At 71.2% G+C, this 25,919-nt stretch carries 23 protein-coding genes; 11 read left to right on the top strand and 12 right to left on the bottom strand.

The window, feature by feature from the left end; translation table 11 throughout:
- Positions 1–7 precede the first annotated feature (7 nt).
- The 3 genes from ACIBTS_RS29400 to ACIBTS_RS29410 all read right to left on the bottom strand — a co-directional run bounded on the left by ACIBTS_RS29400 (position 8) and on the right by ACIBTS_RS29410 (position 2,406).
- Positions 8–595, bottom strand: a complete 588-nt coding sequence (locus tag ACIBTS_RS29400) for a flavodoxin family protein (protein WP_079660480.1) — start codon at positions 593–595, stop codon at positions 8–10.
- Between the two features lie 129 nt (positions 596–724).
- On the bottom strand, positions 725–1,900 hold the full coding sequence (locus ACIBTS_RS29405; RefSeq protein WP_399323477.1) for an amidase family protein: 1,176 nt from the start codon (positions 1,898–1,900) through the stop codon (positions 725–727).
- Positions 1,901–1,905: 5 nt separating this feature from the next.
- A complete protein-coding gene (locus ACIBTS_RS29410; RefSeq protein ID WP_399323337.1) occupies positions 1,906–2,406 on the bottom strand; it encodes a DUF6668 family protein in 501 nt (166 codons plus the stop codon).
- 219 nt (positions 2,407–2,625) lie between these two features.
- Between ACIBTS_RS29410 and ACIBTS_RS29415 the strand changes: the two genes are divergently transcribed.
- Positions 2,626–4,278, top strand: coding sequence for a tetratricopeptide repeat protein (locus ACIBTS_RS29415; protein WP_399323339.1), 1,653 nt, complete (start codon positions 2,626–2,628; stop codon positions 4,276–4,278).
- Between the two features lie 51 nt (positions 4,279–4,329).
- Here the strand turns inward: ACIBTS_RS29415 and ACIBTS_RS29420 are convergent, their stop codons facing one another.
- From ACIBTS_RS29420 to ACIBTS_RS29460, 9 genes are all read right to left on the bottom strand, one after another.
- Entirely contained in the window at positions 4,330–5,289 is a 960-nt protein-coding gene (locus ACIBTS_RS29420) for a M28 family metallopeptidase (protein WP_399323478.1), read from the bottom strand.
- Between the two features lie 199 nt (positions 5,290–5,488).
- Positions 5,489–5,992, bottom strand: coding sequence for a VOC family protein (locus ACIBTS_RS29425; RefSeq protein ID WP_399323341.1), 504 nt, complete (start codon positions 5,990–5,992; stop codon positions 5,489–5,491).
- A gap of 93 nt (positions 5,993–6,085) precedes the next feature.
- A complete protein-coding gene (rarD, locus tag ACIBTS_RS29430; protein ID WP_399323343.1) occupies positions 6,086–7,099 on the bottom strand; it encodes an EamA family transporter RarD in 1,014 nt (337 codons plus the stop codon).
- A 144-nt stretch (positions 7,100–7,243) separates the two neighbouring features.
- A complete protein-coding gene (locus ACIBTS_RS29435; RefSeq protein ID WP_399323345.1) occupies positions 7,244–8,098 on the bottom strand; it encodes an SDR family oxidoreductase in 855 nt (284 codons plus the stop codon).
- A gap of 258 nt (positions 8,099–8,356) precedes the next feature.
- On the bottom strand, positions 8,357–9,436 hold the full coding sequence (locus tag ACIBTS_RS29440) for a 2-oxoacid:ferredoxin oxidoreductase subunit beta (protein ID WP_399323347.1): 1,080 nt from the start codon (positions 9,434–9,436) through the stop codon (positions 8,357–8,359).
- The gene (locus ACIBTS_RS29445) at positions 9,429–11,375 is read right to left on the bottom strand and encodes a 2-oxoacid:acceptor oxidoreductase subunit alpha (protein WP_399323350.1); all 1,947 of its coding nucleotides are present in this window, start codon (positions 11,373–11,375) and stop codon (positions 9,429–9,431) included. The genes ACIBTS_RS29440 and ACIBTS_RS29445 overlap by 8 nt, the downstream gene beginning before the upstream one ends.
- A gap of 263 nt (positions 11,376–11,638) precedes the next feature.
- The gene (locus ACIBTS_RS29450; RefSeq protein WP_079660474.1) at positions 11,639–12,310 is read right to left on the bottom strand and encodes a response regulator transcription factor; all 672 of its coding nucleotides are present in this window, start codon (positions 12,308–12,310) and stop codon (positions 11,639–11,641) included.
- A gap of 334 nt (positions 12,311–12,644) precedes the next feature.
- Positions 12,645–14,054, bottom strand: a complete 1,410-nt coding sequence (locus ACIBTS_RS29455; RefSeq protein ID WP_399323352.1) for a sensor histidine kinase — start codon at positions 14,052–14,054, stop codon at positions 12,645–12,647.
- 126 nt (positions 14,055–14,180) lie between these two features.
- On the bottom strand, positions 14,181–15,392 hold the full coding sequence (locus tag ACIBTS_RS29460) for a sensor histidine kinase (protein WP_399323355.1): 1,212 nt from the start codon (positions 15,390–15,392) through the stop codon (positions 14,181–14,183).
- Between the two features lie 183 nt (positions 15,393–15,575).
- On the opposite strand from ACIBTS_RS29460, the gene ACIBTS_RS29465 reads away from it, so the two are divergent.
- The 10 genes from ACIBTS_RS29465 to ACIBTS_RS29510 are packed head-to-tail and all read left to right on the top strand — an operon-like array spanning position 15,576 to position 25,788.
- On the top strand, positions 15,576–15,971 hold the full coding sequence (locus tag ACIBTS_RS29465; protein ID WP_319334246.1) for an NADH-quinone oxidoreductase subunit A: 396 nt from the start codon (positions 15,576–15,578) through the stop codon (positions 15,969–15,971).
- Positions 15,962–16,639, top strand: a complete 678-nt coding sequence (locus ACIBTS_RS29470; protein ID WP_399323358.1) for an NADH-quinone oxidoreductase subunit B — start codon at positions 15,962–15,964, stop codon at positions 16,637–16,639. Before ACIBTS_RS29465 ends, ACIBTS_RS29470 begins: the two co-directional genes overlap by 10 nt.
- On the top strand, positions 16,636–18,078 hold the full coding sequence (locus tag ACIBTS_RS29475) for an NADH-quinone oxidoreductase subunit C (protein ID WP_399323360.1): 1,443 nt from the start codon (positions 16,636–16,638) through the stop codon (positions 18,076–18,078). Before ACIBTS_RS29470 ends, ACIBTS_RS29475 begins: the two co-directional genes overlap by 4 nt.
- Positions 18,075–19,043 carry an NADH-quinone oxidoreductase subunit H gene (locus tag ACIBTS_RS29480; RefSeq protein ID WP_399323363.1) on the top strand — a complete coding sequence of 323 codons (969 nt, stop codon included), beginning with the start codon at positions 18,075–18,077 and terminating at the stop codon, positions 19,041–19,043. The genes ACIBTS_RS29475 and ACIBTS_RS29480 overlap by 4 nt, the downstream gene beginning before the upstream one ends.
- Before the next feature lie 2 nt (positions 19,044–19,045).
- Positions 19,046–19,606, top strand: a complete 561-nt coding sequence (locus tag ACIBTS_RS29485; protein ID WP_399323365.1) for a NuoI/complex I 23 kDa subunit family protein — start codon at positions 19,046–19,048, stop codon at positions 19,604–19,606.
- Positions 19,603–20,280 carry an NADH-quinone oxidoreductase subunit J gene (locus ACIBTS_RS29490; RefSeq protein WP_399323367.1) on the top strand — a complete coding sequence of 226 codons (678 nt, stop codon included), beginning with the start codon at positions 19,603–19,605 and terminating at the stop codon, positions 20,278–20,280. Before ACIBTS_RS29485 ends, ACIBTS_RS29490 begins: the two co-directional genes overlap by 4 nt.
- Positions 20,280–20,681 (top strand): NADH-quinone oxidoreductase subunit NuoK, encoded by a 402-nt coding sequence (gene nuoK, locus ACIBTS_RS29495; protein ID WP_079660466.1) that lies wholly within the window; start codon positions 20,280–20,282, stop codon positions 20,679–20,681. The genes ACIBTS_RS29490 and nuoK overlap by 1 nt, the downstream gene beginning before the upstream one ends.
- Positions 20,678–22,672: an NADH-quinone oxidoreductase subunit L gene (locus ACIBTS_RS29500; protein ID WP_399323371.1), complete on the top strand. Its 1,995-nt coding sequence runs from the start codon at positions 20,678–20,680 to the stop codon at positions 22,670–22,672. Before nuoK ends, ACIBTS_RS29500 begins: the two co-directional genes overlap by 4 nt.
- A 6-nt stretch (positions 22,673–22,678) precedes the next feature.
- Entirely contained in the window at positions 22,679–24,253 is a 1,575-nt protein-coding gene (locus ACIBTS_RS29505; protein WP_399323373.1) for a NuoM family protein, read from the top strand.
- A complete protein-coding gene (locus ACIBTS_RS29510; RefSeq protein ID WP_399323376.1) occupies positions 24,250–25,788 on the top strand; it encodes an NADH-quinone oxidoreductase subunit N in 1,539 nt (512 codons plus the stop codon). The genes ACIBTS_RS29505 and ACIBTS_RS29510 overlap by 4 nt, the downstream gene beginning before the upstream one ends.
- Positions 25,789–25,919: the final 131 nt, after the last annotated feature.

A 25,919-nucleotide genomic window follows, 5' to 3' on the forward strand; every position in this document is an offset into this window, starting at 1 on the left:
GGGCGTGTCAGACCGTCTCGTGGGCGAACCGGGCGAGGGGCGCCTCCGGTGCGAAGAACGTCTTCGCACGTGTCAGCGCCTGCGTGTCCTTCAGGACGTCGCCCGGCTTGCTGCCGTTGCCGAGCAGCACCCCGCCGAAACGCATCCGCAGGTACGCGGCCGAGTTGTTGAGCGTGCCGATGAGCGGATCGGCGACCACGGGCTGGTCGTCCGCGAGCACGGACACGCCCCAGAGGGTGCGCCCGGCGAGCGTCGCCTTGAAGTCGACGCCGGGGGTGCGCAGCCAGCCCGACCAGTGGTCCAGGTAGCGCTTGGTCTGGCCGGACACCGAGTACCAGTACAGCGGGGACGCGATCACGATGTCCGTCGCGGCGAGCGTGGCGTCGAGCAGCAGCGCCGGGCTGCCCTCGGTGGGGCGGATGTGGTCGCTGTCGTGGCGCAGGTCCTCGAAGTCGGGCAGTGGGTGCCGGGCGAGGCTGATCCAGGTCTGCTCGATGTCGGAGGGCAACTGCTCGGCGGCCTCGCGGGCCAGCAGTTCGGTGTTGCCGTCCGGTCGGCTGCTGCCCAGCACGAACAGGAAACTGCGGTGCGTCATGATCCGATCCCCCAAAAGTAGTCGGCGTGCGACGCTAGTCTGCCTCTGCATTATATGTTCATGCAAGCAATTTCTTCAGGACCCGCGGAGCGCGCGCGGGGCTTACGGGGCGGGCAGGGCCCGCGGGGCTTACGGGGCGGGCAGGGCCCGCGGGGCGTGCGGGAAGGTCGCGCTCCTTGCGACCGTCAGCAACGTCGCCTCCGCGCCGTGGGCCGCGACCGCCTGCAACCCCACCGGACAGCCGTCCGCGCCGACTCCCGCCGGGAGGCTGATCGCCGGGTGCCCGCTGAGGTTGAACGCCCAGGTGAGCGCCGTCGAGTAGCGGTCGCCGGGGCCGTCGTGACCGTGCGCGGCGTTCGGGGTCGTCGGCGTCAGCAGCAGGTCGGCACGGGAGAAGAGGCCGGACAGCAGCCGGTCGTTCGCCTCCCGGACCCGTGCGGCCGCGCGGAGGTCGGAACCCGCGGTGCGCAGCGCGAGCCAGGCCGGCCCGGGGTCCTCCAGGCACAAGGGCGTGTCATGGACCGGCAGCCGTACGACACCGGCGGCGGCCAGGCGTTCGGCGGCGGCACGGGCGAGGGCGAGCGGCTCGGGGTCGGGCTCGGCGAAGCCCAGGTCGGGGGAGAAGACGGCGAGGGGAGGAGCGGGAACCGAGGGGCGCGCCGAGGGCGCCGCCGCCGGGGACAGGACCCGCCAGTACGTCTCGGCGTCCACCGCGTACCGCACGAGGACGCCGGGCGCCGCCAGACCCGTACGGTCAGGAGGCGGCCGGTCTCCGGCGGGTGTTCGCCCGTTCGTCGTCTTCAGGCCGATCACGCCGCACCACGCGGCCGGGATGCGTACGGAGCCCGCGCCGTCGCTGCCGGTGGCCAGGGGGACGAGGCCGGCGGCCACCGCCGCCGCGGAGCCGGCCGAGGAACCGCCGGGCGTGCGGTCGGCGCGCCAGGGGTTGACGGTGCGGCCGTGGGCGCCGAGGCCCCAGGTCTGCCAGGGAGTGCCCGGTCCGGGGACGGCGGTCGCTCCGACGGGCACACATCCGGCGGCGATCAGCGGGGCCGCCGTACGCAGCCCGTGACGGCCCTTCACGCCGATCGGCACCCCGGCCAGCGACAGCCTCTCGCCCGCGGCGATCCGTACGTCGACCTCACGGGCCCACGCCCGCGCCCGCTCCTCCCACACCCCGGCGAACGCGCACAGGGAACGGTCGACCCGGGCGATCCGTCCGAGCGCCTCGCCCACGACGTCCACGGCCCGCAGCCGTCCAGCCCGCACGGCCGCGGCGATCTCCACGGCCGGCGGCCACGCCAGGGGCGTCACCCCCCGGTGAGCCGGGCCAGTGCCGCGGTCTCCCGTGGCGGGCTGCCGTCCAGGTCACCGAGGCGCCAGTCCGTCACCCAGGGGACGCGGTATACGTCGATGAGCGATTCGATCACCCGCGCCCGCTGGACGAGCGGCCGGGGCAACCGGCCGGGCGCGTCCGCGACGAGGACCACCGCGTCCAGATCGAGCCCCTGCGGAGCCTCCCCGCGCCGGAAGACGTCCACCGTCCGCAGCACGGACTCCAGCCCGGCCGCATGCGTGCGGGCGACCAGCAGTACGGACGGCGGATCGCCGGCGCCGGGCCACTCCCGCCCGCAGTCGTGGCCGCCGTAGACCGCGGCGAGCGTGGAGGCGCCGGCCCCGCCGTGAGCGGCGACCCAGGAGAAGCGCCGGGGCGTGGCGGTGGGGACGTACGGCATCGGAACCGGATCGGGCGCGGCCACCGGCCCCCGGATCCAGATCTCCGGCCCCCGTTGCCCGTCCGTCGTCCGCATGAACCGTGCCCCTCCCAGTCGTCGCCGTCCCTCCGGGGCGCTCCCCTGATCCTGGCTGGTCCTGGGGCGGCCACGGCCGCGAGGCGTGGGTTCCTGGAACGAGGCTGTGACGTCGCGGTGACGTGAGGACCGGGAGCGCTCGGAGAGACTCAACAGTACGTGTACTCGTACACGGACCTGGACGACCGGATCGTGACGACGCATCCGAGTGAGGAACCGATGTCTCGACTCAGCCGCGAGAAAAAGCGGGAACAGAAGCACGCCGGCCGGCCGGCCGCCGTGGTGGCGCCGCTCGACGTCCATGTCCGCGGGGGCGGGACGGCGACGATAGGCGGCGCACCGGTGGCGGCGGTCGACGGCGGGGAGATCCAGCGCGCCGTGCTGAGCCACCTGCACCGCATCGCCCTCGCCACCGGCCACCCCGTCCTCGCCACGGTCCACGACGAACGCATCGGCTACGTCGTCCCCCTGCGCGTGGACCCCGACGGCTCCAGCCACTTCACGGCGGAACCCCTGCGTACGACTGCGACCCCGACCCCGGGGGCGGTACCGCCGGCGGCCCCGGCGGCGACCCCGACTCCGGCGGCGGTACGGGAGCCGGCACCCGTGCGGGAGGCGGCCCCGGACGCGCAGATCACCGACCCGGCCCCGGCGGCCGCCCCCGCGCCAGTCGAGGACGAGCAGCCTGCTCGGCCGCGAAACGACAAGGCCACGCACTTGCTGCGCCAGGTACCCGAGCCGGTACGGGACGCGGCCCCCACGTTCCCGTTGCGCGCGATCCCCGAGTCGGCGGCCGAGCAGGGACCGCAGTCGGCGCCGGTACCCGATTCGGCGCCCACGTATGCGATCCGGGCGATCCCGGAACCCCAGGACGACATCCCGGCCCCCGGCACGGTCACCGCCCCGACGGGCGTGTTCGGCCCACCTCCGACGATGGACGACCAGCCGAACAACGAGCAGCCGAACCCGGACGCCGACCCTACCTCGCCCCCCATCTCAGCCCCGACTTCCACCCCCACACCGACGCCGACTTCCACCCCCACACCGACGCCGACTTCGACCCACACGCCGACCCCCACCTTGAACCCCACGTCGACCCCGGCCCCGCCCTCAACGCCACCCGCAACCCCGCCCCTGACCCCGACCGCACCCTCAGCCTCACCCGCAACCTCGCCCCTGACCCCGACCCCCGTCCCTGCCCCGCTCCTTGCCTCGGCGCGGATTCCGCTTCCGTTGCCGGTCCCCGCCCCGCCCCCCGTATCCCCGGCCCCCACCCCCCTCCTCCCCGACGACCTCGTCTCCGACTCGGTCTTCGACTCCGACTCCAAGCCCACCCCCGCCCGTGGCTTCGACGCGGTGGCGGAGGCGGTGCTCGGTGACGATCCCCGGACCCTTCAGGGCGACGGCGGCGGCCCCGCCCTGCTCGGACAACAGATGGCGCGGGTCAACGAGGCCGTGCGGACGGGCCGGATAGACGCGGCGGCCGCTCTCGCGGAGCAGACGGTGCTGGAGGCGTCCGGCACGCTGGGGCCGGAGCATCCCGAGGTGCTCCGGTTGCGTGAACTCGGCGCGTACATCGCCTACTTGGCGGGCGACCCGCTCCGCGCCTTCCATGTCTCCCTCGACCTGGCCCGGATCCGCCGCAGCGCCCGGGACGGCGAGGCCGCGTACGGCAACGTCCAGAGCGCGGCGGCGGCCTGGCGCGCCGTACGCGACCCCGTGCAGGGGCTGAACCTGGGGACCGAACTCCTCGGCCTGTGGACGGAGCTCACCGCCGAGGAGGGCCCGGCCGCCGAAGACGTCGAGCAGCTGGAGTCGGCCCGCGCGCGCATGCTCCGGCTGGCCGAACGCGCCCGCCGCTCGGGCGCGTAGCGGCCTCGGCCGTCGATCGGCATCGGGGATCGTTCCGGTCAGGGGGAGCCGTCAGGAGGACAGCGCCCAGACCGCGTAGGCGACGGCGTCCGCGTTGCGGTCCAGGGCGGTGTCGTTGATGTTGGCCGTGGTGTCGCAGGAGGAGTGGTAGCAGCGGTCGAAGGCCTGCCCGGCCGTACCGCCCCACTTGGCCGCCTGCGCTGCCGTCTTGACGTAGTCGGCGCCGCTGAACAGGCCGCCCACCGGGACGCCGGCGTTCTTGAAGGGAGCGTGGTCGGAGCGGCCGTCGCCCTCGGTCTCGATCTCCGTCGCGACGCCCAGGCCCGTGAAGTAGTCCTTGAAGGTCTTCTCGATGGTCGGGTCGTCGTCGTAGACGAAGTAGCCGGGGTTCGGCGAGCCGATCATGTCGAAGTTGAGGTAGCCGCTGATGCGGGCGCGGTTCGCCGAGGACAGGTTGTTGACGTAGTACCTGGACCCGACCAGGCCCAGTTCCTCCGCGCCCCACCAGGCGAACCGCAGGTGTTTGGTGGGCTGGTAGCCGGACCGGGCCACGGCCAGGGCCGTTTCCAGTACGGCCGCCGAGCCGGAGCCGTTGTCGTTGATCCCGGCGCCGGAGGTCACGGAGTCCAGATGGGACCCCGCCATGACGACCTTGCCGGTGTCACCGCCGGGCCAGTCGGCTATGAGGTTGTAGCCGGTGCGGCCGGAGGAGGTGAACTGCTGGACGGTGGTGGTGAATCCCGCGGCGTCCAGCTTGGCCTTCACGTAGTCGAGCGAGGCCTTGTAGCCGGTACGGCCATGGGCGCGGTTGCCGCCGTTGGCGGTGGCGATGGACTGCAACTGCGTCAGATGCGCCTTGACGTTGGCCACGGAGATGTCGGGAGCGGCGGCGAGGGCGGCGGACCCCTGCGCAGGTGCGGGCGCCGCGCCGACCATCGATCCGCATGTCAGGAGCATGACAACCGAGACGGCGCCGGCGGTCGCCGTACGCCCGGAAACGGGAAGCTTCAAAGCGGGGAGCTGTATGGCGGGGAGCTGCATGTGGGGGGCTCCGAATTCCTCGGGAATCGCCGGGTCGCAGGGATTCCACAGTGAATGGGGTTCCAGGATGGTGAACGGGGAACCAACTCCGCGTCAAGAGCGCTATCAGGACACGCGGTTCACATACCGGATATCGAGAGCCCCTCCAGGCCTCCGGCTCTGCGCTCGGCTAATTCACGCAGAACTCGTTGCCCTCCGGGTCCGTCATCACCACCCACGCTCCGGACGGCTCGTTCACCTCCCGCAGCACGCTCGCCCCCAGCGCCTTCAGCCGCTCGACCTCCCCGGCCCGCAGTTGCGCACCGGGATGCAGATCGAGATGCAGCCGGTTCTTCACCGTCTTCGGCTCCGGCACCCGCTGGAACAGCAGCCGCCGCCCGAGCCCGGTCCCGCTGTCGGGGTCGTACGGGTCGTCGGGGTGGCGTACGGCGATCAGGTCCAGGAAGGCGGGACGGCCGTGGAACTCCACGGTTGCCGCGCCCGGCAGCGCGCCGAGCTCAAGCAGCCGCTCGATCAGCGCGCTGTTGTCCTCGACCGTGTAGTGCAACGCGGCGGCCCAGAAGTCGGCCTGCGCATGCGGGTCGGCGGAATCGACGACGACCTTCCAGTGCACGGGCGCGGGTACGGCCTCGGATGCTGACGGTGTCTCGGATGCGGCGGGAGTCTCGGTCATGCAGCCACTTGTAGCAGGCTCACGCCGGGTTGGCCTCCCGCACGCCGTACTCCGCCCGGCTCAGCGATCGGGATCCCCGCCGGGAAACGCGTCCTAAGGCTTGGCGGCGGGAGCGGCGGGAGCGGCGGCCGCCGCGCCCTCGGTCCTCCGTGCGGCGTCGTCCGGGGTGTCGAGGACGTCCTGGGCGTCGGCGATGCCGCCGGCGAGGGCGCGGGCCGCCCGGCGCGAGGTGCGCAACGCGTCCCCGGTGAGCAGCACCAGCGCCAGCCATACCAGCGCGAAGCCGGCCCACCGCTCGGGCGGCATGTCCTCCCCGAAGTAGAGGACGCCGAGGATGAACTGCAGGACGGGCGCGAGGTACTGCAGCAGCCCCAGGGTGGACAGCGGTACGCGGATCGCCGCCGCACCGAAGCAGACGAGGGGCAGTGCGGTGACGATGCCGGTGGAGGCGAGCAGGGCGGCGTGTCCGACCCCCTCGGTCGTGAAGGTGGCGTCGCCGTGCGCGGACAGCCACAGCAGGTAGCCCAGCGCGGGCAGGAACTGGACGGCGGTCTCGGCGGTCAGGGACTCGACCCCGCCGAGGTTGACCTTCTTCTTGACCAGCCCGTAGGTGGCGAAGGAGAAGGCGAGGATCAGGGAGATCCACGGCGGGTGGCCGTAGCCGATGGTCAGAACCAGCACCGCGGTGAAGCCGATGCCGACCGCCGCCCACTGCACGGGCCGCAGTCGCTCCTTCAGGATCAGCACGCCCATCGCGATGGTGACCAGCGGGTTGATGAAGTACCCGAGGGACGCCTCGACGACATGGCCGCTGTTCACGGCCCAGATGTAGACGCCCCAGTTCACGGTGATCACGGCTGCGGCGATCACCACGAGACAGAGCCGGCGCGGCTGTCGCAGCAGCTCACCGGCCCACGCCCAGCGCCGTACGACGAGCAGTGCGGCGGCGACGAAGGCGAGGGACCACACCATGCGGTTCGCGAGGATCTCGGACGCCCCGGCGGGCTTGAGCAGGGGCCAGAAGAGGGGCACCAGCCCCCACATCCCGTATGCCGCGAAGCCGTTCAGCAGACCGGTCCGGCCCTCACTCTTCGACATCCCGGCCACGGGGTCCCTCTTTCTCACGTTCAGGCATGCGTGGTCGAAGGTAACGCCGAGCACCCCTGCCTGTCATGTCCGTATCGCAATACGGTCATGACAGGCAGGGGTGGGTGACTCGACGGGCCCGTACGGGAGTCCTCAGGGGGAGGGTCAGCCCTTGAGCGCCGCCGTGATCGCCTCGGCGAGCGGGGTGGTCGGGCGGCCGGCGAGGCGGGCCAGGTCGCCGCTGGAGACGACGAGCTCGCCCTGCTCGATCGACGCGTCCACGCCGGCGAAGACCCCGGCGAGCGGCTCGGGCAGCCCCGCGCCGGTCAGGATGCCGATGAGCACCTCGGCCGGCACGGCGTTGTAGGCGATCTCCTTGCCGGTCTGCTTGCTCAGCTCGGCCGCGTACTCGGCGAAGCTCCATGCCTCGTCGCCGCCCAGCTCGTACGTCTTGTTCTCGTGGCCCTCGCCGGTCAGCACGGCGACGGCGGCGGCGGCGTAGTCGGCGCGGGAGGCGGAGGAGACCCGGCCCTCACCGGCGGCCGCGACGACGGCGTTGTGCTCCAGCACCGGGGCGAGCTGCTCGGTGTAGTTCTCGTGGTACCAGCCGTTGCGCAGCAGCGTGTACGGCAGGCCGGAGGCGAGCAGCGCCTTCTCGGTGGCGCGGTGGTCGTCGGCCAGCGCCGCGGTCAGGGTGCCCGGCGCGCTGGTGTACGCGAGGAGCGCGACCCCGGCGGCCTTCGCGGCGTCGATGACGACCTGGTGCTGGGCCGGGCGGCCCTTGTCGAACTCGTTGCCCGAGATCAGCAGCACCTTGTCGCCGGAGGCGAAGAGGCTGCCGAACGTCTCGGGGGCGTTGTAGTCGGCGACGGCGAGCTTGACGCCGCGGGCCGCGAGGTCGAAGGCCTTGGCCTCGTCGCGGACGACGGCGGTGATCTGCTCGGCCGGGACCTTCTCCAGCAGCTGCTCGACTACGTGGCGGCCGAGGTGTCCGGTGGCTCCGGTGACGACGATGCTCATGGCTTCAGGAACTCCTAGTGCGGATGCGGGGGTCTTCCACTAACCATAGGAGGTGCGCTAACTCAACGAAAGTACCCACTTTGAAGTAAGCTACTTACGTCAAGGTAAGTATGGGCAGGGCGTCGAGTGCGTAGGGCCGCCGAGTGAGTGGGGCGCCGGGCGAGTAGGGGCAAGTACCGAGCCTGGTCCACGCACCCGAAGAGGCCCGACACTGGAGGAGCTCCAGTCCCGGGCCTCACTGCCGGTCGGCCTCCTGCGTCAGCCGACGACCGTCCAGGTGTCCCCGCCCGCCAGCAGCGCCGCCAGGTCGCCCTTGCCGTGCTGTTCGATCGCCGTGTCGAGCTGGTCGGCCATCTGGGTGTCGTAGACCGGCCGCTCGACCGAGCGCAGCACACCGATCGGTGTTTGGTGCAGGCTGTCCGGATCGGCCAGGCGCGACAGGGCGAACGCGGTGGTCGGGGACGCGGCATGCGCGTCATGGACCACCACGTCCGCCTCGTTCTGCGGGGTCACCGTGACGACCTTCAGATCCCCGGTCGCCGCATCGCGCACGACCCCCCGCGCGCGGTCCGCCCCGAACCTGATCGGCTGCCCGTGCTCCAGCCGGATCACCGCCTCCTCGGCTGACGCCCGGTCCTTCAGCGCCTCGAACGCGCCGTCGTTGAAGATGTTGCAGTTCTGGTAGATCTCGACCAGCGCCGTGCCCGGATGGGCGGCAGCCTGGCGCAGCACCTCCGTCAGGTGCTTGCGGTCGGAGTCGATGGTCCGGGCGACGAAGGAGGCCTCGGCGCCGATGGCCAGGGAGACCGGGTTGAAGGGCGCGTCCAGTGAACCCATCGGCGTCGACTTGGTGATCTTGCCGACCTCGGAGGTGGGCGAGTACTGGCCCTTGGTGAGGCCGTAGATACGGTTGTTGAAGAGCAGGATCTTCAGGTTCACGTTGCGGCGCAGGGCGTGGATGAGATGGTTGCCGCCGATGGACAGCGCGTCGCCGTCGCCGGTCACCACCCACACACTCAGATCGCGCCTGCTGGCGGCGAGCCCGGTCGCGATTGCCGGGGCCCGCCCGTGAATCGAATGCATCCCGTAGGTGTTCATGTAGTACGGGAAGCGCGACGAGCAGCCGATGCCCGAGACGAAGACGATGTTCTCCTTGGCCAGGCCGAGTTCGGGCATGAAGCCCTGGACGGCCGCCAGGATCGCGTAGTCACCGCAGCCGGGGCACCAGCGCACTTCCTGATCGGACTTGAAGTCCTTCATGGACTGCCTGGCCTCGGCCTTGGGGACGAGCGAGAGCGCCTCGATCGTGCCCGTGCCTTCCGTTCCGGTCTCAGCCATCGATGGCCTCCTTGAGCGCCGTGGCGAGCTGCTCCGCCTTGAACGGCATGCCGTTGACCTGGTTGTAGGAGTGGGCGTCGACCAGGTATCTCGCCCGGACGAGGGTGGCGAGCTGGCCGAGGTTCATCTCGGGAATGACGACCTTGTCGTAACGACTGAGGACCGTGCCGAGGTTGTGCGGGAACGGGTTCAGATGCCGCAGATGGGCCTGCGCGATGGCCTCCCCCGCCGTCCGCAGCCTTCGTACGGCCGCGGTGATGGGCCCGTAGGTGGAACCCCAGCCGAGCACCAGGGTGCTCGCCCCGTGCGGATCGTCGACCTCCACATCCGGGACGTCGATGCCGTCGATCTTGGCCTGGCGGGTGCGGACCATGAAGTCGTGGTTGGCGGGGGCGTAGGAGATGTTCCCGGTGCCGTCCTCCTTCTCGATCCCGCCGATACGGTGCTCCAGACCCGGCGTGCCCGGGATCGCCCACGGCCGGGCGAGGGTCTGCGGGTCACGCTTGTACGGCCAGAAGACCTCGGTGCCGTCGTCCAGCGTGTGGTTCGGCCCCTGCGCGAACTGCACGCGCAGATCCGGCAGCTCGTCCAGCTCGGGGATGCGCCACGGCTCGGAGCCGTTGGCGAGGTAGCCGTCGGACAGGAGCATCACCGGCGTGCGGTAGGTGAGCGCGATCCGCGCGGCTTCCAGCGCGGCGTCGAAGCAGTCGGCGGGCGTGCGGGGCGCGACGATCGGCACCGGCGCCTCGCCGTTGCGCCCGAACATGGCCTGGAGCAGGTCGGCCTGCTCGGTCTTGGTCGGCAGACCGGTCGACGGCCCACCCCGCTGGATGTCGATGACCAGCAGCGGCAGCTCCAGCGAGACGGCGAGCCCGATGGTCTCGGACTTCAGCGCCACACCGGGCCCGGAGGTGGTGGTGACGGCGAGGGACCCGCCGAAGGCGGCCCCGAGCGCCGCGCCGATCCCCGCGATCTCGTCCTCCGCCTGGAAGGTCCGCACACCGAAGTTCTTGTGGCGGCTGAGCTCATGCAGGATGTCGGAGGCCGGAGTGATCGGGTACGACCCGAGGAACAGCGGCAGATCGGCCTGCCGGGAGGCGCTGACCAGGCCGTACGCCAGAGCCAGGTTCCCGGAGATGTTCCGGTAGGTTCCGACGGGAAAGGCCTTCGCGGCCGGGGCGACCTCATAACTGACCGCGAAGTCCTCGGTCGTCTCCCCGAAGTTCCACCCGGCGCGGAACGCGGCGATGTTGGCGGCGGCGATGTCGGGCTTCTTCGCGAACTTCGACTTCAGGAACTTCTCGGTGCCCTCGGTGGGCCGGTGGTACATCCACGACAAGAGGCCGAGCGCGAACATGTTCTTGCTGCGCTCGGCCTCCTTACGGGTGAGGTCGAATTCCTTCAGTGCCTCGACGGTCAGGGTGGTCAGCGGGACCGGATGGAGCTGGTAACCGTCGAGGGATCCGTCCTCCAGCGGCGAGGCCGCGTACCCCACCTTCTGCATCGCCCGCTTGGTGAACTCGTCCGTGTTGACGATGATCTCCGCACCGCGCGGCACATCGGCGATGTTCGCCTTCAGCGCGGCCGGGTTCATCGCGACCAGCACATTGGGCGCGTCACCGGGGGTCAGGATGTCGTGGTCGGCGAAGTGCAGCTGGAACGAGGAGACGCCGGGCAGGGTGCCGGCGGGCGCGCGGATCTCGGCGGGGAAGTTCGGCAGGGTGGAGAGGTCGTTCCCGAAGGAAGCCGTCTCCGAGGTGAAACGGTCACCGGTGAGCTGCATACCGTCACCCGAGTCACCCGCGAACCTGATGATCACCCGGTCGAGACGGCGTACGTCCTTCGTCCCGTCCGGTTGGCGCTGCTCTCCCACGACGGCCGCGTCCGCTCCGCCGGTTCCGTCGGCCTGTTCCGCTGGGCTGCTGACCTGACTGGTCACTGAACTGGACCTCCCTCGAGGTGGCTGTCCCGGAGGGGCCTTCCCGAAGACCCTCCATGGATCAACCCTACGTCGGTAAGGGTCGCCTTCCCTCGGCCATTTCGTGTGACTGTCAGCTGACTGTCAGCGCCCCGACACGGCCCGGCACCCCCGTTGCCATGATTTCCCGCCCCCCGGCGTCGTTCTGGTTAGACGCACCGGCCAGAAGACGTGGTCACCCGAGACGCGTGGTCACCCGTGACGACTGGCACAGTGCCACTTCGTCATGAGTTGAGATAGGTGAGGACCGCGAGAACACGACGGTGATCCCCGTCACTCGGGGACAGACCGAGCTTCAGGAAAATGTTGCTGACGTGCTTCTCCACCGCCCCGTCGCTGACGACCAGCTGCCGGGCGATCGCCGAGTTCGTGCGCCCCTCGGCCATCAGCCCCAGGACCTCCCGCTCCCGCGGGGTCAGTCCCGCCAGCACGTCCTGCTTCCTGCTGCGCCCGAGCAGCTGCGCGACGACCTCCGGGTCCAGGGCGGTGCCGCCCTGCGCGACCCGGACCACGGCGTCGACGAACTCCCGCACCTCGGCCACCCGGTCCTTGAGCAGATACCCGACCCCGCGACTGGAACCGGCCAACAGTTCGGTGGCGTACCGCTCCTCCACGTACTGCGACAACACCAGCACCCCGAGCCCCGGATGCGCCCTGCGCAGCTGTACGGCGGCCCGCACCCCTTCGTCGGTGTGAGTGGGCGGCATCCGCACGTCCGCGACGACGACATCGGGCAGCGCACCCTCGTCGTCCAGCTCGGTAATGGTCTTGACCAGCGCCTCCGCATCCCCGACCCCGGCGACCACGTCATGCCCCCGGTCGGTCAGCAACCGGGTCAGCCCCTCCCGCAACAGCACCGAATCCTCGGCGATGACCACCCGCACCCTGTCCTCCACGCTCCTCGGCCCCCCAGCCGTCCACCCGTCGGTCGAACCAGTCAAGCATTCCAGCTTCTGGCTCGTCTGCACCCGACAACAGGGGGCCCAGGCCCGAGGACGGCGCGAATACGGCCACCACCCACCCACTTTCGGCCGATCCACAGCTCGGGAACGGGGCAGTCGGCTGGGGGCGGGCCGGCCCATTCAGCCCGTCCGGCGTTTGAGGACGAGGCCTGTCACGGGCCTACAGCGGGGGTCTGGGGGGTCTGGGGGGCTGGGGGGTCTGGGGGCGCAGCCCCCAGGGGACGGATGGGAACGGGTAGCGGCGGCGGGGCGAGAAGAATCCGCCCCCTCAGACCCCTTCCGCCCGCCAGGGCAACTCCGCGGTGATCCGAGTGGGCCCGCCCACCGGCGAATCCACCACCAGAATCCCGTCCACCGAGTCCAACCGCCCCGCAAGCCCGGCCAACCCCGACCCGCCCCCGGCCCCCCCGCCGGAGGCATCCGCTCCGCCCACCCCGTCATCCACCACCTGCAACATCAACCGATCCTCCACCCGCCACACATCCACCGCGGCCGACCGCGCCCCACTGTGCTTGCTGATGTTCTGCAGCAGCTCCGACACGGTGAAGTAGGCGATCCCCTCGATCGCCGGCGCCGGCCGCTCCACCAGATCCACCTCCACCCGCACCGGCACCACGCACCGCGACGCCACCGCCGACAACGCCGCGTCCAGCCCCCGGTCCGTCAGCACCGCCGGATGAATCCCCCGCGCCAGATCCCGCAGCTCCTGCAGCGCCGTCTTCACCTCACCGTGCGCGTCGTCCACCATCCGTGCCGCCGCCTGCGGATTCTCCCGCAGCGTCTCCTTCGCCACCCCCAGATCCATCGCCAGCGCCACCAGCCGGGCCTGCGCCCCGTCGTGCAGATCGCGCTCGATGCGCCGCAGATCGGCGGCCGCCGTGTCCACCACGACACCCCGGTCAGACTCCAGCTCCACCACCCGCGCCCCCAGCGACGTCGGCCCGAGCAGCCCGTGCACCAGCAGCCGGTCCACCGTCGTCAGCGCCCGCACGATCCACGGCGTGGCCAGCGTGATCAGCAGGCCCACCAGCGCCGTTACGGCGATCTCGAACGGGTTGTCGAGGTAGACGCTGTGCTGCTCGTCTCCGTACAGCTGAAGCCCGCCCTGACCGCCGTACACCGGGAAGACCCAGAACCACAGCGGATACGTCAGCATGCTCCAGCCGAACGACCACACCGTCACGGTGACGCCGAAGGAGAACACCGCCCACGGGAACTGCACCACCGCGTACAGCACGTTCCGCCACGACGTGCCGCTCTTGAGGACGGTGCCCATCCAGGCCATCGGGCCGCTGCCGCGCGGCCGCAGCGGCTCGGGCGCGTCGACCTCCAGGCCGAGCAGCCCGCGCGCCCGCGCCCGCTCCACCGCCCCGAAGCCCCGGCACGCGGCGAGCCCCGCCGCCAGCACCGGGACACCGAGGAACGTCACCAGCAGGCCCGCGCCCAGCGACAGCATCGTGACCGCGAACGTGAACAGCACGATGCCGATCGGCAGACCGAGCAGGACGTAGAGGAGCTCACGCCAGTGGCGAGCCGTGAGCGGCTCACGCAGCCCCGACGGCAACAGATGCCGGCGCTCCCCGCCCCGGCGCCGGTACTCGGGCCCGTGCTCGTCGTACCGGTCGTACTGGTTGTACTCGTCGTAGTACTGCCCGTACTGCCCGTACTGCGTGGCCATCGGCGTCGTCCGTTCTACTCGTTCGTACCTGCACGTCGCGCAGCTGTCGATCCGTACCTCCAACCCTCCTCGGCGGCGGGCCGACGGACCATGGAGGCCGTCGGCCTCTTGAACGGGGGGTTTTCCCTACCTCCCACGGTCACCGGCTCCCCGGTCCCGCCAGGGGAGTTCCGCGGTCACCGTCGTCGGACCGCCCGCCGGCGACTCCACGACGAAGATCCCGTCGACGGCGTCCAGCCGCTCCGCCAGCCCGCGCATCCCCGACCCGCCGTCGAGCCGTGCGCCGCCCCGGCCGTCGTCCCACACCTGGATGAGCAGCCGGTCGTCCGACCGCCACACGTCCACCGACGCCGACCGGGCCCCGCTGTGCTTGCTGACGTTCTGCAGCAGCTCCGAGACGGTGAAGTAGGCGATGCCCTCGATGGCCTGCGCCGGCCTGGACGTCAGGTCGGCGGTCACCTTCACCGGCACGGTGCAGCGCGAGGCCACCGACGACAGCGCCGCGTCCAGCCCCCGGTCGGTCAGGACGGCCGGATGGATCCCGCGCGCGAGGTCCCGCAGCTCCTGCAGCGCGAGCTTCACCTCGCCGTGCGCCTCCTCCACCATCGCCGCGACGGCGTCGTCGGCCTGCCCCTCCAGCAGCTTCTCCTTCGCCAGACCCAGCCCCATCGCCAGATTGACCAGCCGGGCCTGCGCCCCGTCGTGCAGATCGCGCTCGATGCGCCGCAGATCGGCGGCCGCCGTGTCCACCACGACTCCCCGGTCCGACTCCAGCTCCGCGATCCGCCGCTCCAACTCGTCGGAGGGCGACAGCAGCCCCCGCACCATCGCCCGGTCCACGTTCGTCAGCCCGCGCGCCAGGAACGGCAGCACCGGCCACAGCACGAACAGCGAGGGCACGACCACGCTGAACGTCAGAATCCCCCAGGGCAGCCGGACGAGGTCGTACAGCACCGTGCGCCAGGCCACCGGATCCTTCAGCGCCAGCCACATCCGCTGGAAGAAGCCGCCCGCCCTGCGCAGCGGCAGCGGGCTCGGCTCGTCGATCCGCACCCCGAGCAGCCGACGCGCCCGCCCACGCTCGAACCGGCCCATCAGCCGCGCCCCCGCCAGCCCGAGCGCCAGCAACGGGAACCCGACCACGGTGACGGTCATCGCGGCCCCGGTGACGATCACCGTCATCACATACGTGAACCCGATCAACGACATCGGCAGGTTCGCCAGCAGATGCGCGATCTCCTTCCAGGTCTGCGGGTCGTAGGCGAAGCGGGCCGGCGGCGGACGATCGTCGTCGTGCCCCGTTCCACCCAGGTGGGAGGAGGGCTGGGAAGTGGTCATATGGGCTAGCGTGCCGGTCCGCGGGCCGCCGCGCCATGAGGTCATCCGCCTCCGTCGCCTGGGGAAAACCCCCGCCCCGCATCCCGAAGCGTGACGGGCTGCTTACCGTCCCTTTATCAGGGCCTAGACTCCCGTCCGTACAGATCGTCGAAGACGCTGAGGTCAGGGAGCGAGGGGACGGACGTGCGGGAACCGACCGTCGAAGTCGCGGCGGACTACTTCCAGTCCTATTCCGTCGTCGGACTGCTCGCCCTGGTCGGCGTGCTGTTCGTCGCCGTCGCCTTCGGCGCGGGACGCCTGCTGCGCCCGGTGGTCCCCACCCCCGAGAAGCTCCTGACGTACGAGTGCGGCGTCGACCCGGTCGGCGAGGGCTGGGCCCACACCCAGGTCCGCTACTACGTCTACGCCTTCCTCTATGTGATCTTCGCGGTCGACTCGATCTTCCTCTTCCCCTGGGCGACGGTGTTTGCTGGAGATGGGTACGGCGCGACGACGCTCGTCGAGATGTTCATCTTCCTCGGCTTCCTGGCCGTGGGCCTGCTGTACGCATACAAGAAGGGCGTCCTGACATGGACGTGACCCCAGAAGCGACTTCCCCGGACGTGACTTCCCCGGAAGCGACGTCCTCCGGGCCGGTGCTGCTGCCCGAGCCGAAGCGCCTGGGCACCCTGGCCCGCCTCGCCCCCGAGCCGATGAAGGTGGTCCTGAACTGGGGCCGCCGCTACTCGCTCTGGGTCTTCAACTTCGGCCTCGCCTGCTGCGCGATCGAGTTCATCGCCGCGTCGATGGCCCGCCACGACTTCATCCGCCTCGGCGTCATCCCCTTCGCGCCCGGCCCGCGCCAGGCCGACCTGATGGTCGTCTCCGGCACGGTCACGGACAAGATGGCCCCGGCCGTGAAGCGCCTCTACGAGCAGATGCCCGAGCCGAAGTACGTCATCTCCTTCGGCGCGTGCAGCAACTGCGGCGGCCCCTACTGGGACTCCTACTCCGTGACGAAGGGCGTCGACCAGATCATCCCGGTGGACGTCTACGTCCCGGGCTGCCCCCCGCGCCCCGAGGCCCTGCTCCAGGGCATCCTCAAGCTCCAGGAGAAGATCGCGCGCGAGTCCCTGGACGACCGCTACGCCACGCCCGCACCCCGCCCGGCCGCCCCCCGACCCTCGACGGCGGCCCTGCAGAGCGCCCTGGTACAGCCACCCCAGGCCCCGTCTCCTCCGGCGCCGGGGGAGGGGGAGGGCCGATGAGCACGGTCGGCTGGCTCCCGGTCCCCGCCGAGGAACTCTTCGGCCCGCAGGCCACGGCCGAGGAGTCCTACGACGTCCTGACGGTGGACGTCCCGCCGACGTCCTGGACCGCTGCGCTGCGCGTCGCCCGCGACCGGCTGTCCTGCACCTACTTCGACTGGCTGAGCGCGGTCGACGAACCCGGCACCGGCTTCCGGGTCTCGGCCCACCTGGTCGCCCTGTCCCCGGTCCGCCGCCTCCTCGTGCGCACGACGATCCCGCACGAGACGCCGACCCTCGCCTCCGCCGTCGACGTCTACGCCGGCGCCGCCTGGCACGAACGCGAGACGCACGAAATGTTCGGCGTCGCCTTCGAGGGCCACCCCGCCCTGAACCACCTCCTCCTCCCGGAGACCTTCGAAGGTCACCCCCTGCGCAAGGACTTCGTCCTCGCGGCCCGCGTCGCCAAGGCGTGGCCAGGCGCGAAGGAACCCGGCGAGTCCGAGCACGGCGGCCCCAAGCGCCGCCAGATGCTCCCCCCAGGCGTCCCCGACCCGAACGAATGGGGCCCCCTGAAGGGCCAACTCCCCCCCGCCCCGGCCCGCCCGACCCGAGCAGCGGCACGCCCGGCCGGCGACCGCCCGGTCCGCCGCGCCCGCACCACAGCAGAAGGCTCAGCAAGCCAGACCCCGACGCCGACATCCCCGACCGAGCCAACCGCAACACCCCCGACCGGCCCCCGCCGAGCCCGAAGCGCAACCACGGGTTCGGCATCACAGCGGGCGGCCCACCCGGAACCCGCAAGTGCGGTGGAAGCCGGGGAGGCCGCTGGAGCCGCTGGCACCGCGGAGGCGGGACCCACGGCTCCCGAGCCCACCCCGCAGCCCCCGGCCGGCCCCCGCCGAGCCCGAAGCGCCTCCCAGGGTTCGGCCTCCCAGCGCCCCCAGCCCCCGACGACCTCCCCGGGCACCCCCACCCGCCCCGCCACGCCCCACCGCAGCTCCGACGCCCCCTGGCACCACGCCCGCCCAGCATTCGACGAGCCAAAGCCGGACCCGGACCCGGACCCGGACCCGGACCCGGAGCGGCAACAGAAGCCACAGCAGAAGCCAGATCCGGAGCGGGATCAGGAAGCGAAGCCAGAACGGGGACAGAAGCAAGAGCCGGAACCGGAGCCCAGGCAGGACTCGGCACAGAACCCAGAGCCGGACCCGAAGCCGGCCCCCAGGCGCGAAGCGTTGTCCGAGCCGGAGCCGGAGCCGGAGCCGGAGCCGGAGCCGGAGCCGGACCCGGAGCTCAGGAATGGGGCAGAGCCCCAGCTGGAGCCCAGGAGCGGCGTACAGCCCATGCGCGAGCCGGAACAGTCCTGTGCCGAGCAGTCGGCCACCGGGGGGAAGCCGGCGCCCGCCGAAGAGACCGAACGCCCCGCCCCCGACGACCCCGCAGGAGGCCAGCAGTGAACGACGCTGTCGACGTCGCCCTGCGACTTCTCGTCGTGTTCGTCGTCTTTCTCACCTTCCCCCTGATCGTCGGCCAGACCGAGCACAAGGTGATGGCCCACATGCAGGGCCGCCTGGGTCCGATGTACGCGGGCGGCTTCCACGGCTGGGCCCAACTCATCGCGGACGGTGTGAAGTTCGCGCAGAAGGAGGACATCGTCCCCGCGGGCGCGGACCGCCGTATCTTCCAGCTCGCCCCTGCCGTGGCCCTCCTCCCGTATCTCCTCGTCCTTCTCGCCATCCCCGTCGGCCCCGGCGAGGGCGCCGTCGGCCAGGTCCTGGACGCGGGCATCTTCTTCGTGCTCGCCGTGATGGGCGTCGGAGTCCTCGGCTCCCTCATGGCCGGCTGGGCCAGCGCCAACAAGTTCTCCCTCCTCGGCGGCCTGCGCACCGCCGCTCAGCTCCTCGCCTACGAGCTCCCGATGCTGCTCACCGCCGCCTCGGTGGCGATGGCGGCCGGCACGGTCTCCCTGCCCGGCATCGTCGACGCCTTCGAGTGGTGGTGGCTGCCCTGGCAGATCACCGGCGCGATCGTCTTCTTCGTCGCCGGCCTCGCCGAACTCCAGCGCCCGCCCTTCGACATGCCGGTCGCCGACTCGGAGATCATCTTCGGCGCGTACACCGAGTACACCGGTCTTCGCTTCGCTCTCTTCCTCCTCGCCGAGTACGCCGGAATCGTCGTCCTGTGCGGGCTGACCACTGTCCTCTTCCTGGGAGGCTGGCACGGCCCCTGGGGCACCGATGGCCTCGGCTGGGTCTGGACCCTCCTCAAGACGGCCGTCCTCGCCTTCGTCGTGATCTGGCTCCGCGTCACCTATCCCCGCCTGCGTGAGGACCAGCTCCAGAAGCTCTCCTGGACCCTCCTCGTCCCCCTCTCCCTCGCCCAGATCGCCCTCACCGGCGTCGTCAAGGTGGTGATCCAGTAACCATGGCCCCCATTCCCGGTAGTGGCCTCGCCAAAGGCCTGGCCGTCACCCTTCGCACGATGACGCGCAAGACCGTCACCGAGCAGTACCCGGACGCCCAGCCCGACCTCCCGCCCCGAACCCGGGGCGTCATCGGCCTGTTCGAGGAGAACTGCACGGTCTGCATGCTGTGCGCCCGTGAGTGCCCCGACTGGTGCATCTACATCGACTCCCACAAGGAGACGGTGCCGCCCGCCGCCCCGGGCGGCCGTGAGCGCAGCCGCAACGTCCTCGACCGGTTCGCCATCGACTTCTCCCTGTGCATGTACTGCGGTATCTGCATCGAGGTGTGTCCTTTCGACGCCCTGTTCTGGTCCCCGGAGTTCGAGTACGCCGAGACCGACATCCACGAACTCACCCACGAACGCGACAAGCTCCGCGAGTGGATGTGGACCGTCCCGGCCCCGCCCGCCCTCGACCCCGCCGCCGAGGAGCCGAAGGAGATCGCGGCCGCCCGCAAGACGGCCGAGAAGCTGGCGGCGGCCAAGGCCGAGCCGAACGAAGCCCAGGGAGGAGCATCGTGACCCTCGCTCAGGCGCCCCACGGCTTCCTCTCCCCGACCGGCGTGGAGATCGCCTTCCTACTGGTCGGCCTGGTCACCTTCGGCGCAGCCCTCGTCACCGTCACCACGAAGCAGTTGGTGCACGCCGCCCTGTGGCTCGTGGTCACCCTCGGCGGTCTCGCTGTCGAGTACCTCCTGCTCACCGCCGAGTTCATCGCCTGGGTGCAGGTCCTCATCTATGTCGGTTCCGTCGTCGTCCTCCTCCTCTTCGGTCTGATGCTCACCAAGGCCCCCATCGGCCGCTCCCCGGACGCGGACTCCGGCAACCGCTGGGCCGCCCTCACCGTCGCCGTCGCTGCGGCGGCCGCCCTGATCTGGGTCGTCGTCGACGCCTTCCGCGCCACCTGGATCGACCTGGACGGCCCCGCCGCCGGCTCCACCGAGGTCACCGGAGCGAGCCTCTTCCAGAACTGGGTGCTTCCCTTCGAGGCCCTCTCCGTACTTCTCCTCGCGGCACTGGTCGGCGCGATCGTCCTGTCCCGCAAGGCGAAGGCGGAGTCGAGCTCTCCCCCTGTGAACGCCCGGCCCACCACCAAGAGTTCCCATCCGGTCACGGATAGTTCCGAAAAATCCGGAAGCCCCTCGGCCGTCCCGGACAGCCGCGCGAACCCGGCCGAGCAGGAAGGCGCCCGCTGATGCACCTCGCCTATCCCGCCGTCCTCTCCGCCCTCCTCTTCTGCACCGGCCTGTACGGCGTCCTCGCCCGCCGCAACGCGATCCTGGTCCTGATGTCGGTCGAGCTGATGCTCAACGCCGTCAACCTCAACCTGGTCGCCTTCGACGTCTGGCTCAGCAAGGCCGCCGAGGAGACCCTCCACTCCGGCCAGGCCCTGACCCTGTTCACCATCGCCATCGCCGCCGCCGAGATCGGCATCGGCCTGGCGATCGTCCTCGCAGTCCACCGCAATCGCGGCACCGCGGACATCGACCGGCTCCGCGACACCGCCGAGGGCCACGAGAGCCCCGGAGCCGACGGCCCCGACAGCGACACCCCCGCGACCGGAACGGCCACCGAGAAGGCTGAGGCCACCGCGTGACCACGACCACCCTCGCCGTCCTCGTCCCCCTCCTTCCGTTCCTCGGCGCCGCCGCCGGACTGCTCCTGGGCCGCACCGCCCCCGGATTCGTCCGCCCCCTCGCTGTCCTGCCGACCCTCGCCGCCCTCGTACTGGCCGCGGTCGTCGCCGTACGCCAGGGCGGGGACGCCTCCGTCGACGCGGCCACCGAGCTGACCCCCACCGGGTCCGTCCCCGTCGAACTCGCCCTGCACATCGACGGCTTCGCCGCTCTCGTCGCCATCCTGGTCGCACTGGTCGCCACCTGCGTGCAGATCTACTCGATCGGCTACCTGCGCGAAGACCCGCGCTACCCCTCATACGCCGCGCTCGTCTCCCTGTTCACCTCCGCGATGCTGCTGGTCGTCTACTCCGGCGACCTGATCGTGCTGCTGGTCGGCTGGGAAGTCATGGGCATCTGCTCCTACTTCCTGGTCGGCCACTACTGGGAGACCCCGGAGGCCCGCGCCGCCTCCATCAAGGCCTTCCTGGTCACCAAACTCGGCGACGTCCCCTTCCTCATCGGCCTGTTCGCCCTCGCCACCGACGTCGGCTCCTTCCGGATCACTAAGGTCCTCGGCGCAGTCACCCACGGCGGACTCGACCATCCGACCCTGGTCGCCCTGCTGCTCCTCGCGGGTTGCGCCGGCAAGTCCGCGCAGTTCCCGCTGCACACCTGGCTCCCGGACGCGATGGCGGGCCCCACACCCGTCTCCGCACTGATCCACGCCGCGACGATGGTCGCCGCCGGTGTCTACTTCATCGCCCGCCTCCTCCCGGTCTTCGAGGCATCCTCGGCCGCCATGCTGGTCCTCGCCGTGATGGCCGCCGTCACGATGGTCGGCTCGGGCCTGGCCGCGCTCGCCCAGGACGACATCAAGCGCGTCCTCGCCTACTCGACGATCGGCCAACTCGGCTACATGACCGGCGCCCTCGCCGTCGGCGACCGCGGTGCCGCCGTCTTCCACCTCCTCTCGCACGGCGCCTTCAAGGCGCTGCTGTTCCTCGCCGCCGGCGTGATCATCCACGCCGCCGGAACCAACTCGCTGGCCGCCATGTCCCGCATGAGCCACCTGCGCGACCGCATCCCCGACGCCTACTGGACGATGACCGTCGCGCTCCTCGCGCTCGCAGCGATCCCGCCGTTCAGCGGCTTCTTCTCCAAGGAGTCCGTCCTCGGCGCCGCCGAGCACGTCACGGCCGGTCACACCGAGCACGCCCCCGGCGCCGCAGGCTGGACCGTCCTCGTCGCCGGCCTGCTCACCGCCCTCCTCACCGCCGCCTACGCGACCCGTCTGTGGCTGCTGGCCTTCCGCGGCCGGGGCGTCGAGGCCCCCGACCACGGCCGCCAGCCCCTGACCATGACCGTGGTGCTGTGGGTCCTGGCCGTCCCGTCCCTCGCCCTCGGCGGGTTCACCTACCGCACGCTCCCCGACTGGTTCGACGGCAACGACCTCGCCCCCGCTCTCACCACCTCCGTCCTCGGCACGGGCGTGGCCCTGGCCGGCGTACTCCTCACGTATGCGGCCTGGCGCCACCTCACCGGACTCGCCGCGCGCGTCCCGATCGGCGCGGTCGCCGCACACCCCGAGGGCGACGCGGCCCGCGTCGAGGCCGAGGCCATCGCCACGCACGCGCCCGCCTACGGAGACGTGGCCTCCGCCCCCGACCCGGCGGACCCCGGACGGCTCCTGCTCGGCCCGCTGCACCGCCACGCCGCCGTCGGCTTCCATCTCGACGCCGTCTACCAGGCGCTGTTCGTGCGCCCCGTCCAGGCCGGCGCGAGCCTCGTACGATTCCTCGACCGCGAGGTCGTCGATACCTACGTGCGCGGCGCGGGCACCCTGCCGCGCTGGCTCGGGGCCGCCGTACGGCGCGCCCAGACCGGCAACGTCCAGACCTATGTGAGCGCGCTGCTCGCCGGCACCGTCGTCCTGGCGGTCGCTGCCCTTCTCGTCGCCTCGGGAGCGTGAGCAGGCGTGATCGATATCAACGAGTCCGTGATGCAGTTCCTTCTGGCGTTCATCGTGGTCGGCCCGCTCCTCGGCGCCGCCGCCGCTCTCCTCCCGGCCCCGCCCGGACTGAAGGGCAGGTCACCCGAGCAGGCCGTGCTCCGGCACGGCGTGACCGTGACCGGCGCGATCCTCATCGCCGCGATCGTCCTCGCGCTCGGCTTCGACCACGACCATCCCTCGAAGATGCAGGCCAGCACCGACATCAGCTGGATCCCCGCACTCGACGTGCGCATCCACCTCGGCATCGACGGCATCTCCCTCCCCCTGCTGGTCCTGACCGCGCTGCTGACCTTCCTCTGCGCGCTCTACTCCTACTTCAAGATGCCCGCGGGCCCGTCCCCGAAGGCCTTCGTCGCGCTCGTACTCGTCCTCGAGTCCGGCACCCTCGCGACCTTCGCCGTCCTCGACCTGCTGCTGTTCTTCCTCGCCTTCGAGATGGTCCTCATCCCGATGTACTTCCTCATCGCCCGCTGGGGCGGCGCAGGCCGGACCCAGGCGGCCTGGAAGTTCATCCTCTTCACACTGCTCGGATCCGTGGTCATGCTGCTCGGCCTGCTCCTGATCGGAATCAAGGCGGGCACCTTCGACATGGTGGCACTCGCCACTGACAACGGCCGGTCGCTGACTACATCCGTGCAGGTCATCGCCGTTCTGGCGATCGGGATCGGGCTCGCGGTCAAGACGCCGATGTGGCCCCTGCACAGCTGGCTCCCCGACGCCCACACCGCCGCCCCGACCGTCGGCTCGGTCCTGCTGGCCGGCGTTCTGCTGAAGATGGGTACATACGGGTTCGTCCGGATTCTTCTGCCGATTGCGCCCGACGGCTTCCGCACCTTCGCGCCCTACCTCGCCGCGTTCGCCGTCGTCGGGATCATCTACGGATCCCTCGCCTGCCTCGCCCTCGCGAAACAGGGCGCGAAGGGCGACCTCAAACGCCTGATCGCCTACTCCTCCGTCGGCCACATGGGCTTCGTCCTGCTCGGCATCGCGACCATGACCCCCACCGGTGTGAACGGCGCCCTGTTCGCCAACATCGCCCACGGCCTCATCACCGGCCTGCTCTTCTTCCTGGTCGGAGCCCTGAAGGACCGAACGGGCACGACCGACCTGGACACCCTCGCCGAGCAGACCGGCGCCGCCCTGTACGGCAGGTCCCCCCGCCTCGGCGGCCTCCTCGCCTTCGCCGCCGTCGCCTCGCTCGGCCTGCCGGGACTCGCCGGATTCTGGGGCGAGATGCTGGCCCTGTTCGGCGCCTTCGACCCCGCCGGCGACCTCAGCCGCCCCGCCTTCCTCACCTTCACGGCCGTCGCCGCGTTCGGCACCCTGCTGACGGCCGCCTACCTGCTCGTCGTGGTCCGCCGCGTCTGCATGGGCACCGTCCCCCAGGACGCCCCACACCTCGCCGACGTGCAGACCTACGAGTTCGCGGCCTGGACCCCGCTCGTCGCCCTCACCGTCGTCGCCGGCCTGTGGCCCAAGACCCTCCTCGGCCTGACCGACCCGGCCGTGCAGCAGCTCCTCGCAGGAGGCACCCGATGAGCTCCCTGGTCCAGCCTTCGGCCGCCCAGCCCCTGGCCGAGTCGGTGGTCCAGTCCGTCGACTGGCAGGCCATCGCGCCGCCCACCCTCGCGGCGGTCGTCGCGCTCGTGGTCCTCGTCGCCGACCTCTTCGTCGGCGACGCCCGCAAGCCGCTTCTCGGCTGGCTCTCCGTCGGGGGCCTCACGGCCTCCACAGCCCTCCTCCTGCCCCTCCTGGACGGCAACCGCTCCACCTTCTGCCTCACCGGCGACCCCAGCGCGTGCAGCTACACCGCCGACCGCTTCACCCTCGTCATCCAGTTCCTGGTGCTCGGCGGAGCACTGCTGGCGGCCCTCCTGTCGGTCACCGCCCTGAAGGACGCGCGCGGGAGACTCCCCGAAGGGGAGTTCTGGTTCCTGCTGCTGTCCTCCGCCGCCGGCGCCGCCCTCCTGCCCGCCTCCCGCGACCTCGCCACCCTCGTCGTCGCCCTGGAGGTCGCCTCCCTGCCCGCCTTCGCCCTCGTCGGCATCCGACACGGCGACCGCAGGTCCTCCGAGGCGGCCCTGAAGTTCTTCCTGTCGTCCGTCACCGCGACCACCGTCAGCCTCCTGGGCATCAGCTTCGTGTACGCGACGACCGGAACCCTGTACCTGACCCAGGTCGCCGACCGCATCCAGCACGTCGACGGCCAACTGCACACCCTGGCCCAGACCGGCGTGGTCCTCACGCTCATCGGCTTCGCCTTCAAGACAGCCGCCGTCCCCTTCCACTTCTGGGTCCCCGACACCTACGTCGGCGCCCCCCTGCCCGTCGCCGCCTACCTGTCGGTCGTCGGCAAGGCCGTCGGCTTCTCCGGCCTCATCCTCGTCACCGTCATCGGCTTCCCCTCCTACGCCGAAGTCTGGGGCCCCGCCCTCGCCGCGCTGGCCGCCCTCACCATGACCGCCGGCAACGTCGGCGCCCTGCGCCAACAAGCCACGCGCGCGTACAGCGCCGTACGCCTCCTCGCCTGGTCCTCCGTCGGCCAAGCCGGCTACCTCCTCGTACCGATCGCCGCCGCCGCGTACTCCGACGACGCCGAACACGCGATCGGCTCCACCGTCGCGTACGCCCTCATGTACGCCGCCGTGAACCTCGGCGCCTTCGCGGTGGCCGCCCTGGTGGGCCGTACGAGCACGACGAACCGGATCACCGACTACCGGGGCCTCTACGCCAGAAACCCCGCGGCAGCCCTCCTCCTGGCCTTCTTCCTGCTCTGCCTCGCAGGACTGCCGCCCGGCATCATCGGCCTCTTCGCGAAAGTCACCGTCTTCTCCGCGGCCGTCGACGCCGGCCTCGGCTGGCTCGCCGTCGTCATGGCCGTCAACGTGGTGATCGCCCTGTACTACTACCTCCAGTGGACGGCCCTGCTCTTCCGCGCCCCCGAGGGCGAGCCGGAGAAACACCGCGTCCCCGCCCCCCTCACAGCCGCGATCACCCTCACCGCGGCCCTCGGCATCGCCCTGTCCGGAGCACCCCAACTGGTCCTGCACTTCGCCGACACCGGCCTCTTCTGAGCCCCCACGCGCGCGTACGCCCCCGCCCTCACCCGGACGGCCCACGTCCCTGCTCCCCCAGGCACAAGGGAACTCATGCCTCCCGCCTGGCGTTGACCAGTACGGGAAGGTGCACTGGATGTGACACCACG

It is taken from the genome of Streptomyces sp. NPDC050121, from assembly GCF_044460385.1.
Taxonomy (GTDB): Bacteria; Actinomycetota; Actinomycetes; order Streptomycetales; family Streptomycetaceae; genus Streptomyces; species Streptomyces soliscabiei.

Excerpts from the sequence above, each read along its gene's own strand:
- ACIBTS_RS29415 (WP_399323339.1), top strand. The coding sequence starts at position 2,626 with ATGTCTCGACTCAGCCGCGAGAAAAAGCGGGAACAGAAGCACGCCGGC.
- ACIBTS_RS29440 (WP_399323347.1), bottom strand. The coding sequence starts at position 9,436 with ATGGCTGAGACCGGAACGGAAGGCACGGGCACGATCGAGGCGCTCTCG.
- ACIBTS_RS29470 (WP_399323358.1), top strand. The coding sequence starts at position 15,962 with ATGGACGTGACCCCAGAAGCGACTTCCCCGGACGTGACTTCCCCGGAA.
- ACIBTS_RS29510 (WP_399323376.1), top strand. The coding sequence starts at position 24,250 with ATGAGCTCCCTGGTCCAGCCTTCGGCCGCCCAGCCCCTGGCCGAGTCG.
- nuoK (WP_079660466.1), top strand. The coding sequence starts at position 20,280 with ATGCACCTCGCCTATCCCGCCGTCCTCTCCGCCCTCCTCTTCTGCACC.
- ACIBTS_RS29455 (WP_399323352.1), bottom strand. The coding sequence starts at position 14,054 with ATGGCCACGCAGTACGGGCAGTACGGGCAGTACTACGACGAGTACAAC.
- ACIBTS_RS29475 (WP_399323360.1), top strand. The coding sequence starts at position 16,636 with ATGAGCACGGTCGGCTGGCTCCCGGTCCCCGCCGAGGAACTCTTCGGC.
- ACIBTS_RS29400 (WP_079660480.1), bottom strand. The coding sequence starts at position 595 with ATGACGCACCGCAGTTTCCTGTTCGTGCTGGGCAGCAGCCGACCGGAC.
- ACIBTS_RS29435 (WP_399323345.1), bottom strand. The coding sequence starts at position 8,098 with ATGAGCATCGTCGTCACCGGAGCCACCGGACACCTCGGCCGCCACGTA.
- ACIBTS_RS29410 (WP_399323337.1), bottom strand. The coding sequence starts at position 2,406 with ATGCGGACGACGGACGGGCAACGGGGGCCGGAGATCTGGATCCGGGGG.
- ACIBTS_RS29425 (WP_399323341.1), bottom strand. The coding sequence starts at position 5,992 with ATGACCGAGACTCCCGCCGCATCCGAGACACCGTCAGCATCCGAGGCC.
- ACIBTS_RS29485 (WP_399323365.1), top strand. The coding sequence starts at position 19,046 with ATGGCCCCCATTCCCGGTAGTGGCCTCGCCAAAGGCCTGGCCGTCACC.
- ACIBTS_RS29460 (WP_399323355.1), bottom strand. The coding sequence starts at position 15,392 with ATGACCACTTCCCAGCCCTCCTCCCACCTGGGTGGAACGGGGCACGAC.